A 14,396-nucleotide genomic window follows, 5' to 3' on the forward strand; every position below is an offset into this window, starting at 1 on the left:
GTTGGTAATTTGATGTATGACGTACAAAAGCAAGACTTGCCCATGTCGAGGAAACCTTATCCGAAGGTGTATCCTTTAGGGCGACGGGCTTCCTTGCTCAATGTTTCTGTTCGTAGCTTGGAGCTTCTAAGACGGGGCGTATAAACTCTTGGGGAAACACGGCGGTCACACGATTCTGGGGAAACCCCAGAATACGCCACCTCCCCAAGAGACAGCCCCTCCTCTAAGCTCTAAGCTTTTTTAAGAAGAGTACAGTATGAAAATTTAAAAATCATACCTTGATTCACCAACGCCAACAAAGCCATTAAAAACAGTTAAATAAGTATGCAAAACTTCCGCCCTGTAACAACCGATGAATTTATTCCACCTGTTAGCAATTGGACAAGTGCAGGAGGCTTAATGCTAATTGGGACTATAGGCTTAATCTTTACTCTATCAGCATTAGTAAAATTTAATCTAACTATCAAAGGCTCAGCAACAGTGCGCCCCCAAGGGGAAGTACGTTTTGTGCAATCGTCTCAGGATGGGAAGGTAGCAAGTATTGAAGTTAGTAATAATCAAAAAGTGCAAAAAGGAGATGTCATCGCCTATCTAGATCGCGCCAATCTAGAAAATCAGCAACAGCAACTAAAAAACAATCTGCAACAACAGCAAATTCAAGCAAATCGCCTCGAAGAGCAAATTAACCTCTTAGATACCCAAATCGCATCGGAAGAACAAGCTTTAGATCGAGAAATTATGGTAGCGCAAACCGAAATAAGTCTCTCTCAACAAGAATTTCAACAGCTAACCACTACTGCTCAAGCGAACTTAGCCGAAGCACAAGCAACTTTAAAACTAGCCGAAAGTGAAATGGCACGATTTCAACAGCTAGCTACTACAGGCGCGATTTCCCAATTACAGCTAGAAGAAAAACAAACGGCGGTTCAAGTAGCACAAGCCCAAATTACGAGAATGCAAGTAGTATTAAATCCTAGTATCGCTCCAATTGCGATCGCCAAAGAAAGAGCAAATCGCGAAAAAGCCAGAAGAGAAGCTACTCTAGCCAATTTAAAGCGAGAACAAGCAGCCCTCAAACAACGTCGTGCAGAAACTGAAGCACAAATTTTACGAGAACAAAAAGAATTAAAGCAAATTGAGCGACAACTAGAAAATAGTATTATTCGTGCCACCAATGACGGCACAATCTTACAATTAAACCTACGCAACCCCAATCAAATAGTACGTTCGGGAGACACTATTGCTCAAATAGCCCCAGGAAACAATAACCTTTCGATTAAAACTGCCGTTGCTACCCAAGACATAGATAAAGTAGAACTCGGACAAACAGCTAAAATGCGGATTGATGCCTGTCCTTATTCCGACTATGGCATACTAAACGGTACAGTAAATGCAATATCTCCTGATGCGATTTTGTCTAAAGTTTCTGGAGACGCATCTAATTCGGTAATAACTAATGCAAATTCTCATTTTGAGGTTACTATCCAACCTGAAACCAACATACTAAGCCACAGTACCCTGAAATGTCAGCTTAAACCAGGAATGAGGGCGCAAGTAAATATAATTGCCCGAAAAGAAACCTTGCTGAGATTTGTCTTAAGAAAAGCCCGATTGTTAACCAACTTCTGAAATAATTATTCCTACAGAAAAGCTACTTTAGCTAAACTGAAGCCAAATCTTTGCCATTGCTACACGCAAAGATTACTTATTTGTTCCTCCAGTCATTGCACCAGAATAAATATTTCCCCCTTTAGCATCCAGGGTGACAATTGCGCCTTCTCTAACAACGTCAGTGGCATCTTTAAAGCCAACAATCACGGGAATACCCAAACGTAACCCTAATACCGCAGCATGACTGGTTAAACTGTCTTCTTCTGTAATAATTCCTGCTGCTTGACGAATGATATCAACAAAGCTGGCATTAGTAGCAGGAGCAACTAAAATTTCTCCTGGGTTGAAGTCTTTAACATCTTTTGACTGCTTAACTACGCGAGCAATCCCACTTACGGCATTTTGACCGATACCTGTACCTTGACCCAAAATTGCTTTGACTAATTCTACCTTAATCAAGTCTGTTGACCCAGACACGCCTTGCAGAGTCCCCGCAGTCATCACAACTAAATCACCCGCAGCTAACCATTCCTTCTCTTGAGCTACGTTAATTGCTGCTTGGAAGGTTTGAGATGCCGAGGGTAAATCTAACACCAGCAACGGTTTAACGCCCCAAACTAGCTGTAACCTTCGAGCAACATCTACTTGAGGTGTAATTGCCAAAATAGGAGTGTTAGGGCGAAACTTAGAGACATTGCGGGCAGTAGAGCCAGTTTTGGTAAGGGTCATAATAGCAGATGCTTGAAGTTGTTCGGCTATTTGACCTACCGCAGCAGAAATTGCATTGGGTATTGACCATTTACCAAAGGAATCAGGGGGAATACGATGCCTTTCCCTTTCAATTCTGCAAGCTATTTTTGCCATGGTTTCCACTGCTTCTACAGGATAATTACCCACCGCAGTTTCATTGGACAGCATAATGGCATCTGTACCATCCAGAATAGCATTAGCAACGTCAGATACTTCAGCACGGGTAGGACGGGGATTATTCAGCATACTATCAAGCATCTGAGTGGCAGTAATAACAGGGATACCCAACTTATTAGACGTGGCAATCAGGCGTTTTTGTAAAATAGGTACATCTTCTGCGGGTAACTCTACCCCTAAATCTCCTCTAGCTACCATCACACCATCGCATAGAGAAAGAATCGCTTCCATTTGTTCGATGGCTTCATGCTTCTCAATTTTGGCAATTACAGGAACAGATTTTCCCGCAGCAGCAATCAAGTCTTTAATTTCTAAAATATCTTGCGGATTCCGCACAAAACTCAAAGCAACCCAATCTACTCCTTGATCTAAACCAAATATTAAGTCTTCGCGGTCTTTGTCTGTTAGGGCTTTAATGGAGAGAAAAATCCCAGGAAAATTAACCCCCTTATTACTGGAAAGGACTCCCCCAACTACAACTTCACAATGTAGTTCTTGCTGTGGAAGGTCTACCTTAACCACTTTCATTTCTACTTTGCCATCATCAAGAAGAATGACCGCGTTTTCGGGAACTTCGTCTGCAAGACGACTATAACTGACATAACTAATATTTTGATCGCACTCTACTTGACGGCTAGTTAAGATAAATGGGTCGCCATTTTTAAGTTCAATTTTACCGCAAGCAAATTTACCCAAACGAATTTTAGGCCCTTGTAAATCTTGCAGAATTCCTACTGGTTGATTCAACTCAAAAGCGGTTTGTCGAATTAAACGAATAGCTTTTTGATGATCTTGCTGCGTACCATGAGAAAAATTCAGTCTCAGGGTTGTTGCTCCAGCTTGAATTAATCTTTTTAAAACCTCTGGTTTGAGTGTAGCAGGCCCAACAGTGGCAACAATTTTAGTTCGACGCGGGGTTTTTAGCGATCGCATTATTTATAGTATTACTTGATATCAGCAGTGCTTATAACAACGAACAGTCACAATCGACAATTATACTCCAACTGTTGAATTGATAGAATTAGTTTTAATTTACAAATCGCAATAATTTTTAATTCATGGATTACAAACAACAAGATATTGGTTTAAATTTACTAGCGATTGGCATTTTTGCCATGACTATTTCTTCTTTGCTTAGTCCCATTTTACAGATTTCTCCTTTTATTCCCGCAGGAGCAACTTTTGGGATTCTCGGCTTGCTAACCGTGGACAATTTTACTTTTGAAAGCAAAGGATTAACTCTGTTATTAGATATTTTTACTAGCAAAGAGCAACGACAAAGAGTAATCCATCACGAAGCAGGACATTTTTTAACGGCTTATTTTCTGGGGATTCCCATTAAAGGCTACACTCTAACCGCTTGGGAAGCTTTACAGGCTGGATATCACGGTAGAGGTGGAGTAATTTTTGACACCACAGAAGTTACACAAAAGCCTCTAAACATGGCTCAAACCCGTTTAACTATCGACCGTTTTTGCACAGTCTGGATGGCAGGTATCGCAGCAGAAAAGCTTTCTTATGATAATGCAGAAGGGGGAGCAGAAGATTATCAACAGCTACAAATGTCTCTAAATTTGGCTGGTTTATCACCCCAAGCCTATCAGCAAAAAGCTCGCTGGGGACAGTTACAAGCAACGAATCTCTTGCAACGTCATGAAAAATCTTATCAAGCCTTGGTCACAGCTATGGAGCAACGAAAATCTGTTGCAGAATGTTGTGTGGCAATTCAGAAACACTGTTCATGAAGTCACTGTTGGTCAATGATGACAACCACATTCAAGAAGTCAGAAGTCAGAAGTCAGAAGTCAGAAGTCAGAAGTCAGAAGTCAGAAGTCAGAAGTCAGAAGTCAGAAGTCAGAAGTCAGAAGTCAGAAGTCAGAAGTCAGAAGTCAGAAGTCAGAAGTCAGAAGTGTTTTTAAGTCGGAGACTGAAACTCACGACTTAAAAAATACCAGTTATAGAACTGGGAGTCTTAAACTCAGAGCTAGCACCGATAAGCCGATCCACATCTTACTTGCATAATTCTGACGCTCAATCACTATGTATAGTTTGAAAAGTTCTGGCGAACTCGATGTTGGTCAGCTTATGAGCTTCGACTTTTTCTCTTTTGTAGTAATATGTCTTCTGAGTAATGTCGTGGCAAAATTGGAAATTAAAATAACAAATTTCCCTTCTTCACGTAAGGTTTAGTAAACCTTTAGTTAAGTCCTAATTTCTTTATCTTACTGAGTATTTAACCATGATAATCACCGAAACACCAAAGCTAGAATTAGAAATAGTTAATCAACAGCTAGCGAAAGCAGAAGGTATAGAGCTAGTAAAATGGGGTTTAGCCACTTTTGGCGATCGCATGGTAATGAGTACCAGTTTTGGTATTCAGGCTGCGGTAATGTTACATTTAGTAACGGAGATAGTGCCAGACATTCCCGTGATTTGGGTAGATACTGGCTATTTACCCGCAGAAACCTATAGATTTGCCGAACAATTAACAGAAAAGCTCCAACTAAATCTCAAGGTTTATCAGTCATCTCTGTCCCCAGCCAGAATGGAAGCTTTATACGGCAAATTATGGGAGAAAAACGACGTAGAAGCCTTTAACCTATACGATCGCATTCGCAAAGTAGAGCCAATGCAGAGAGCCTTAAAAGAATTAAATGCTACAGCTTGGCTTGCTGGATTACGCAGCGATCAAACAAAACATCGTCAAACTTTACAAAAAGTCGATTTACAGGAAGACATTTATAAAATTTATCCTATTTTAAATTGGCATTCGCGAGATATTTATAATTATCTAACCACCCACGATTTACCCTATCACCCTTTTTTCGATCTTGGATACGTCAGTGTGGGAGATTGGCATTCTAGCCGTCCTCTCACCGCAGATGATAGCAACGAAAGGGACACGCGTTTTAACGGTATAAAACAAGAATGTGGAATTCATCTTCCCTCCACACCAGAAGAAGAAGAAAGTCTTAATTCTAGTAGCCTCTAAGTATGAAGGATGAGGGATAAAGGATGAGGGATGAGGAGACAAGGGAGAAATGGCAACGAGCCATGAGCAAAGAACAACAAACTACGAACCATAAACCGCGAACAATGAGCTAATGAGTAACGCTTCCATTCAGCCAGCAAAGATAACTAGGGTGCTACCTGAGTCAATTGCATCAGAGTTAGGATTTGAACCAGGAGATGCCATTTTTTCCATTAATGGTGCTCGTCCTCGCGATTTAATAGACTATCGCTTTCTATGTGCGGATGAATATCTGGAATTAGAAGTTATTGATGTGGTAGGCAAAACTCATTATGTGGAGTTAGAAAAAGACTATGATGCTGATTTAGGTTTAGAGTTTGCTACGGCTCTGTTTGATGGTTTAATACAATGCAATAATCGCTGTCCTTTTTGCTTTATCGATCAACAACCCCCAGGAAAACGAGAAAGTCTTTATCTCAAAGATGATGATTACCGCTTGAGTTTTCTTTATGGCAGCTATTTGACTCTAACCAATCTTACCGAGTCAGAATGGCAAAGAATCGAAAAAATGCGTCTCTCTCCTCTTTATGTTTCTGTTCACGCTACCGAATCTGATATTAGAACCAGGTTATTAAAAAACCCCCGCGCTGGACAAATATTAGATCATTTAAAATGGTTTCAGGAAAGAAGATTACAGATTCATGCTCAAGTAGTAGTTTGCCCAGGAATCAACGACGGTATTCATTTAGAACGTACTCTAAAAGATTTGACATCTTTTCATACAGGAGATATTCCCGCAGTAGCTTCTGTTGCAGTAGTACCCGTTGGCTTAACTCGTTTTCGCCCCTCAGAAGATGAATTAATCCCTGTAAGTCAAGATAAAGCAAGAGAAGTAATTGCCCAAGTGCAAACAATTCAACAAAAATTTCAACAGCAATTTGGTAGTAATGTCGTTTGGTTAGCTGATGAATGGTTTTTAATTGCTAGAGAAGATTTACCTCCAGAATCTCATTACGAAAATTATCCCCAAATAGGTAATGGTGTTGGCTCAATTAGGTTATTTATCAAGCAGTTTCAAGAGATAGCTAATCAAATGTTACCTGATAAAGTAGAAACATCTCGTAGCTTTACTTGGGTAGTAGGTAATGCTGTAGAACACGCCTTTCAACCATTAGTAAAAAGGTTAAATCAAGTAACAGGATTGTCTGTAGAATTAATATCTTTAAATAGTGAATATTGGGGACAAGAAATTACTGTAACAGGGTTATTAACTGGTCAAGACTTGATTAAAGGATTATCGGGTCAAGAAGTGCGATCGCCAATATTATTGCCATCTTTGATGTTAAAACATGACGAAACTAAATTCTTAGATGACTTTACAGTAGCAGAAGTAAGCAAGCAATTAAATATTGTGATCGTTCCTATTAGTGGTGTAGAAGAATTAATCCAAAAATGTATAGCTTAGTTTTATATTAGTGATTTTTTTCATAAAAATAGACATCAGTTTGATTTGTTGTAATTTAGTAAAAAAAAATCAAGTAGTAAACACAAATTCAAGAGCAATTCTCGAAACAATTTGATAGGATAGAATTCCAGTGAGATTGCCAACTACTAGCAGTCTTGAAAGTAAGCTAATAACGGAAGTCATGAACTGATTTTCAATGGTTGTCATTAAATGATGAAATCTCTGGAACTGTCCAAACTGCTAAGTGCAACCCCTTGAAGCACGACCACATCTTTGTGAAATAAGTCTGTAGCGGGGTTAGATTCATCTCCTGCATCAAAGTCAATTTGGACGATAGTACTGGTGATGCCAGAGATCGGATTAGTAAATTCTGTAAGTTCGACATATCCTTGTACAAAGGGGTCGCCACTGGTATAGTTCGTAACTTCATTGGTCAGAATATTAGAGAGGTCAATTTGGTCTTCTGCGGGAACAAAGTCAATAATAGTATCAACACCATCACTGGTTTCATTAAAGTAGTAACAATCTTCTCCTGCTCCACCAGTTAGAGTATCTTCTCCTTTCCCTCCTGTAATTAAGTCATCCAAACTTGTTCCATCGAGATCGTCAGGACTATCCGTACCATCCAGTACGTTTTTAGGAATAATACCCGCATCAATATTGTCTCTATCTTCTCCAGAAGTCAAAACAACTACAGGAGTTTCTCCAGAAGCATCAGCATCAGAATCTAAATCATCATCACTACCAGCATCGGTAGTAGTAAATTGATAGTCAGTAGGTAGAGTAGTTTTATCAAAGCTAACTTGATATTCAACCCCTGGAATTAAATCGGTAAAGCTATAGTCTCCGCCATTGGTAGTTGTAGTATTGACAGTAGTGTCATCATCTCCTGTACCAATTACACCATCAGCACCACCACTAACTAAAGTGACAGTTACTCCATCTACACCTAATTCGCTTCCGTCTAGAGCTTGAATACCATTTTTATCTGTATCATAGAAAACTGTGTCTCCAATGCTCGCTAATTCATAAATCCCTGCATCAATAGAGTCATTATTTTCTCCAGGAGTCAAAGTGACAATGGGAGTCGCCCCAGAAGTATTCGCATCAGAATCAATTGCATCATCACTACCAGCATCAGTAGTAGTAAATTGATAATCAGGAGTCAAAGCACTTGTGTCAAAGCTAACTTGATATTCAACCCCTGGGATTAAATCAGTAAAGCTATAGCCTCCACCATTTGTAGTTGTAGTAGTGACAGTAGTATCATCATCTCCAGTACCAATGACACCATCTGCACCACCGCTTACTAAGGTAACAGTTACTCCATCTACTCCCGATTCACCACTATCTTTAATTCCATTACCATTGTCATCTAAGAATACAAGATTACCAATACTGGCTGGTTGCACAAAACCGAAGTCAACGGTCATGTCACCGTTACTATCTAGTAAATTTGTTCCATCATCTTGGTTTTCACCCTGTTCGGTTTCAGTGGTTGTTGGCTCGTTACCTGCACTGAGAGTAATTACGGGTGATTCAACTTGAGTGCTAGCTCCCCCAGTTTGAATCCCGTTATCGTCTCCGTCTTGTTGGTTATCGAGGATATCGGTATTAATTGAAGAGACAGTGGTGTCTTTTAACGCGCCATCCAAAGTATCGAAGTTGCTTACAGGAATAACAACCTGATATTCTCCTGGGGGTAAGTCTGTGAAGAAATAGTCCCCATTACCATCAGTGGTAGTGGTGAAGCTGGTATTGTCTCCTGTAGTGCTAATCAAGCCATCAGCACCTCCACCAATTAGGTTGACGGTAACATCTGCAATTCCTGATTCTCCAGTATCTTGAGTTCCATTGTTATTTGTATCCCCAAAGATGGTCGAACCGATACTGTAGTTGTTAATGGTTACTTGCTTAGAACTATTATCAGCATAATCATTCGTTCCACCAGAACCATTACGTTCGCCATCAGCATCTCCTGAAGTAGCAGAAGTATTATCAGAACCAGTGGGATTACTAGCTGCTCCTGTACCATCTAGGCTGGTGTAAGTTACATCAACTGTGTTATCGACTGTGCTGCCTACAACAATATCATCAACAACTGTTGCAGTGTAAGTAACTTCAACACTGTATCCCACATTTAAGCGATTGATATCAATATCCAAGACATCAGCGTTGTCACTATCATCTAAAGTTCCATTAGTAGAACTGCTGCTAGAGGTTGTATCTATAGTAAAGGAGCTAGTAACATCTTGTGGTGTGATGGAATCATTAAAGATAGTAGTAGAAGTAACAGTTAAATTATCTAAACCACTGGGAAGAGTATCAAAGATATTGACATCAAATGCATCGGCATTACCATCATTGGAAAAAGTGACAGTATAAGTAAGGGTGTCTCCTGCATCTGCGGTATCAGAAGAAACTTCTTTAAGAACATCCGTTATAACAGGCTCAACAATATCTACTGTAACAGGGTTAGAAGTACGGTCAGTAGTGTCAGTGGCTGTAACGGTAAAATCATTACTGAGAACATCTTCTGCGGTTTGATTACTGCTAATATTTTCAACTAGGGCATTAAATTCGATAACAACATATTCGCTATCAGCATCGTTGTCAGAGTTAGTTAAATTACTCAGACTAAAGATAACATCTTCTCCAGAAGCAAAAGAACCGTCTGATCCCGCATCAGCAATGACACCACTAATTAAGACAGCATCAGCATCAGGAGCAACGATGGAAGTTTCAGGAGTGATATTAATATCGGGAATACTATTAATGCTAGTGTTACTCGAAGCAATTCCAGTTTCATCACTAATAAACCCGACTTTTGTTGTACCGTCATTTAAATAAAGTAAGCCGTCAGGTAAATTATCAGTAATCTGGAAGTTATTAGTAACCCCTTCAGGAATGGCAACTGCTAATCTGTAGCGAACAATCTCCCCAATTGCTATATCATCATCACTGGTATGAGATTCGGAAGTTTCAACTAGGCTTTTTACGGGAGCTAAAGGCTCGATAGTTACTTGCTCGGAGCTATTATCCGTATAATCATTAGTTCCACCAGAGCCATTGCGTTCTCCATCTGCATCTCCCGAAGTAGCGGAAGTATTATCAGAACCAGTCGGATTACTCGCTGTTCCCGTACCATCTAAACTGGTGTAAGTAAGGTTCGTGGTATTATCAATCGTTCCGTCAGGAGAAACTCCATTAATTACATCCGCAGTGTATTGAACCGTAACACTACCATTAACAGGAATCTCATCAACAATAAGGTCTAAGTCATTAGAAGTTCCTGTATTAATTGCTGCTCCTGCTGCTGCACCAGTTAGGGTTGTACTATTATCAACATCGATTAGAGTGACATTATTAATATCAAAACTAAAGTTTTCTAGTTCTGCGGGTATGTTATCGATGAGATTGACATCGAAAGCAGTAGCATTGCCTGTATTAGAGAAAGTGATGGTGTAGGTGAGAGTGTCTCCTGCATCAGCAGTAGTTGAAGAAGCCTCTTTGAGAACATCCGTTATAACAGGTTCAACAATATCTACCGTAACAGCGTTAGAAGTACGGTCAGTAACGTCAGTGGCAGTTACTGTAAAATCATTACTTAAAACGTCTGTTGCAGTTTGGTTACTACTAATATTTTCAACTAAAGCATTAAATTCGATAACAACATATTCATCATCATCATCGTCTCTGTCATTATTAGTGAGATTACCCAGACTAAAGATAACATCTTCTCCAGAGGTAAAAGTGCTATCTCCTCCTATTGCACTAGTGACACCAGTCGTTAAATCAAAAGTAGGAGTAGTTGCAGCAGTTCCCGTAATATCTAAACCACTACCACTGATAGTACTGGAATCAATTCCAGTTTCATCCGCGACAAAAGCTAGCTTCGGATTGCCTAAATAAAGTAAACCATCGGGTAAATTATCGGTAATTTGGAAATTATTAGTGACACCTTCAGGAATAGCAACTGCTAATCTGTAGCGAACTATTTCCCCAATTGCTACATCATCATCGCTAGTATGAGATTCGGAAGTTGCAACTAGGCTTTTAACTGGCTCTAAAGGATCGATCTGAACATTAGCAGAAGAACTAGCACTATGATCGTTAGCGGAATTAGTTGCACTATCCTCGTTTCTTTCTCCAGTAGTTGTCCCAGAAGTACCAGGGATATCCGAACCTGTCGGATTAGAAGTTGTTCCTGTACCAGGCAAACTACTATAAACAATGTCTGCTGTATTGGTTAGCAATTCATCTGGATTAACATCCCCATCTACTGTAGCGGTATAGAGAACAGTAATTTCCCCATCGGTAGGCATTTGATCCACATCTACTGAGATAGCACCCGTACCTGTCTCAAAGGTAGGGGTAATAACCATATCACCCACATCAATAGACGTATTACTGGTAATCCCCGTACTCTGACCACTACCACCGCTACCATCGCCGTTATCCCAATCAATACTCTCAATTCCCACGAGAGTTAAACCATCAGGAACTTGGTCTGTTAAGGTAACTTCAAAAGCAGTGGATTGAGTATTAATACTTCCTGTATTATCAAAAGTCAGACCGAAATAAACTGTATTTCCCGAATCAGCTAAGAAGGGACTTGTGGACAAACTATTGCCATCTGCACCAACTTCTTTCAGGAGAGTAATATCTGGTTCGACAATTCTGTTATAGATAGCGTTAGAAACAGCTAATTCATTCTGTGTATTAAAATTAGTGCCAGTACCAACATTGACATCAAATCTATTAGTTCTGCTGTTACTTGAATTATTATCATCTACATTTCCATTGTCATCTGTAAGGTCGTTTGCTATTAGAGCATTAAATTCAACAATGACATATTCATCGTCATCATCTCGATCTGGGTTGTTGATATCGCCAAACTTGAAGAAAACATCCGTAGCTGCATTGTAGTTGTCGGGGTCTGGAGTTCCAGAATTACCAGTTCCAATAGTTTTATTATTTCCCACATTGCTATCAGGCAAAACAAAGGAAGGAGTAACCCCACTATCGCTAATTCCTTGTACCCAAAGAGCCTCATTTGGATCGCCACTAATACTGGCAAAATCAGCAAAATTACCCAGTCCAAGACTGAGGGGTTGGGCAAAGCTAGTAGTAGTAGTAACAGAAGTTATTGGTGCTTCGTCAGAAACAAAAGCTGCGGTTGCTGTTTGATCGTCAAGGAAAAGTAAACCTTTTGGTAAGGCATCTTGTAACTGAAAGTTATTGGCAGTTCCTTCAGGGACATTTGCTACTAAGCGATAGCGAACAATTTCGCCAATACTTACTTGTCTTCGTCCTGTAGTAGAGTTATTGTTGTTGGTTGTTCCATCACGATCTTCAGAAGTATGAGCTTCAGAAGTAGTCGCAATAGATTTAGTGGCGGTTGGTGTTGCAACTTCTACTGTTGCCGTGTCGGTGTTACCTTCTGTATCTACTTCGGTTGTAAAGTTTTCTCCTCCTTCGCTGTTGGTGTAGCTATCCAGGGTTGCCGTGTTCTCGATACTTGTTACGTCAAGATAAGGCGCATTATCGCTAACTTCTAAGTCAAAGGTAATCATGGCAATATTGCTACCAGGATTGGTTTGATTGCCAGAACTATCTAACTCGTAGCCATCGATAGAGCCTAGGTTATTTGTATTATCATCGTCTAATCTAATTCCCCCATCTAATAAACCGTCGTCAATATCAGGGTCAGAGCCAGTTAGTTCTGTATAGCTAACAGTATTACCATTACCATCATTAACTTGCAGGTTCAAACCTTCTGTTGTGGTTGGAATTTGAAACCCTGCGGGTAAATCGTCTTCAATGACAACATCAAATGCACCTTTGGTACTTCCCCCTAAGTTTTCTACAGTAATGGCAAAAGTAACTAAATCACCTGCTTCTAAACCGCCAGTGAGGTTACTATTGATGGGGTCGGTAGATATATTATCGCTAGTGGTATCCCCATCAGCAGAAACAACAGTTCCGCTAAAAGCATCCGTAGCACCAGGGATCGGAGTCGAAAGTAGCACCAGAAGGAGCAATGTTTGTAGGATCGAAGCTGGTTGTATTGTCGCTACTAACCGCAACTATCCCTTTAGTAATATCTAACTCTGGCTGGCGTAGATTAATTTGAATAATTGCTTCTTTATCTAGAGTTTCGTTAAAAGTACTTTGTTGCTTTTGTTGTACTTGGTTGGTAAAGAGCAACCCATCAACATAAGGATCGTTTTGAGTAGTAACAGTGAATAATATATCGACTACAGAAGGAGGTGCGTTTATAGCATCATAATCTCCAAAGTCAAGTAAAAAACTATTACTAGCAGTATCTATATATACTCCGTCGTTTGTCGAACCATTATCTACTTCTGATGTCAGGTCTTCTGTAGTTTGTGCCAGCTTGGGAAAAGTATGCAGCGAGCCAAATTTTATCGAGCCTACTGCTGGTACGCTATTATCTGCGGTGGAACTATTAAGATCGGTTGCTGTCGCGCTGAGAAGCTCATTAACTTCATAGATCGGAATAGGTAAGAAATCTTCTAAGGTGAAGTTTTCAATATCGCTGACGGGAAGATCGAAAGTTAAACGATAAGTAACTTCATCTCCAGGAGAAACATCAATACCTGAGTCATAACCATCTACCCCATTACTAGCATTTGTATCGCTTAATGCTCCAGAATCTTCTACTCCATTGATAGCAAAAATACTTTTATAAAGCTGACCAGACCCAATAGATAGTTGTTCTTGAGTATCGTCGTCTTCTCTTTGTTCGGGACTATAAGCTGTTAAATTATCTACATTAAGAACTCGACCGTCGATAATAGCTTCGTTGGTTAAAACATCTTCCGAGTCAACAGAAGAATCTCCCGAAGGAAAATCATCAGAATATTCTTCAAGAACTTCAGTATAAAAAGTAATTGTTCCTGTTGTACCAGCAAAACCAGTACTTAGAGGAGGATTGTTATTTAGAAACGAGCCACCATTATTAAAACCGCCATCAGGAACACCACCACCGACTAATTGACCGTCATGACCATTTTGAGCATCGATCAGCGCAGAAAGGTCGAAAGTTAAGGTAGTATCGCCGTTTCCATCGTTAACACCATCAATTTCAGTTTCGTCAATAGTCAGAAAGTCAATAACTACTGGATTTGTACTACCAACAGTAGGTGTATGCACCGCAGAAGTAGTAAACTGCGCTCCAGAGATGCCAGGATTGCCGTGTTCGCTGAAGCTTAAGGTAGGTTCAAAACCGCTAGGGTTATAAAATCTCTGTCCGTCAGAAAAAGTATCGGTGACAAAAACATCCTCAAAAGCGAAGTAATCGGAAACTTGGAAATCTAGAGTATATTCGAGGATCGTTCCTGGAGTTCTCTTTTCGCACGTCAAAATGTAATATGTAAAGATTATGTTTTTGCCCCC

Annotated in this window: 8 protein-coding genes; 5 read left to right on the forward strand and 3 right to left on the reverse strand. The window is 40.0% G+C overall.

The features are described from left to right. The first annotated feature begins 324 nt into the window (after positions 1-324). The gene (locus H1P_RS22410; protein WP_144871528.1) at positions 325-1,629 is read left to right on the forward strand and encodes an HlyD family secretion protein; all 1,305 of its coding nucleotides are present in this window, start codon (positions 325-327) and stop codon (positions 1,627-1,629) included. 72 nt (positions 1,630-1,701) lie between these two features. Here the strand turns inward: H1P_RS22410 and pyk are convergent, their stop codons facing one another. Next, entirely contained in the window at positions 1,702-3,471 is a 1,770-nt protein-coding gene (pyk, locus tag H1P_RS22415) for a pyruvate kinase (RefSeq protein WP_144871530.1), read from the reverse strand. Between the two features lie 125 nt (positions 3,472-3,596). Between pyk and H1P_RS22420 the strand changes: the two genes are divergently transcribed. The 4 genes from H1P_RS22420 (at position 3,597) to H1P_RS22435 (ending at position 6,974) form a co-directional block, all read left to right on the forward strand. Next, the gene (locus H1P_RS22420; RefSeq protein ID WP_144871532.1) at positions 3,597-4,283 is read left to right on the forward strand and encodes an ATP-dependent Zn protease; all 687 of its coding nucleotides are present in this window, start codon (positions 3,597-3,599) and stop codon (positions 4,281-4,283) included. Further along, a complete protein-coding gene (locus H1P_RS22425) occupies positions 4,280-4,483 on the forward strand; it encodes a hypothetical protein (protein WP_144871534.1) in 204 nt (67 codons plus the stop codon). The genes H1P_RS22420 and H1P_RS22425 overlap by 4 nt, the downstream gene beginning before the upstream one ends. Before the next feature lie 294 nt (positions 4,484-4,777). Then, a complete protein-coding gene (gene cysH / locus H1P_RS22430; protein WP_144871536.1) occupies positions 4,778-5,530 on the forward strand; it encodes a phosphoadenosine phosphosulfate reductase in 753 nt (250 codons plus the stop codon). Between the two features lie 112 nt (positions 5,531-5,642). After that, positions 5,643-6,974, forward strand: a complete 1,332-nt coding sequence (locus tag H1P_RS22435) for a TIGR03279 family radical SAM protein (protein WP_144871538.1) — start codon at positions 5,643-5,645, stop codon at positions 6,972-6,974. A gap of 206 nt (positions 6,975-7,180) precedes the next feature. On the opposite strand, the gene H1P_RS22440 is transcribed toward H1P_RS22435, so the two are convergent. Then, a complete protein-coding gene (locus H1P_RS22440; protein WP_144871540.1) occupies positions 7,181-13,006 on the reverse strand; it encodes an SdrD B-like domain-containing protein in 5,826 nt (1,941 codons plus the stop codon). Then, positions 12,963-14,396: hypothetical protein (locus H1P_RS22445; RefSeq protein WP_222427172.1), on the reverse strand; the 1,434-nt coding region annotated here is incomplete at its 5' end. The genes H1P_RS22445 and H1P_RS22440, both read right to left, overlap by 44 nt.

It is taken from the genome of Hyella patelloides LEGE 07179 (genome assembly GCF_900659865.1).
Classification (GTDB): domain Bacteria; phylum Cyanobacteriota; class Cyanobacteriia; order Cyanobacteriales; family Xenococcaceae; genus Hyella; species Hyella patelloides.

Bases quoted from the DNA above. Each gene is read 5' to 3' on its own strand.
- H1P_RS22410 (WP_144871528.1), top strand. From the start codon at position 325: ATGCAAAACTTCCGCCCTGTAACAACCGATGAATTTATTCCACCTGTT.
- pyk (WP_144871530.1), bottom strand. From the start codon at position 3,471: ATGCGATCGCTAAAAACCCCGCGTCGAACTAAAATTGTTGCCACTGTT.
- H1P_RS22420 (WP_144871532.1), top strand. From the start codon at position 3,597: ATGGATTACAAACAACAAGATATTGGTTTAAATTTACTAGCGATTGGC.
- H1P_RS22425 (WP_144871534.1), top strand. From the start codon at position 4,280: ATGAAGTCACTGTTGGTCAATGATGACAACCACATTCAAGAAGTCAGA.
- cysH (WP_144871536.1), top strand. From the start codon at position 4,778: ATGATAATCACCGAAACACCAAAGCTAGAATTAGAAATAGTTAATCAA.
- H1P_RS22435 (WP_144871538.1), top strand. From the start codon at position 5,643: ATGAGTAACGCTTCCATTCAGCCAGCAAAGATAACTAGGGTGCTACCT.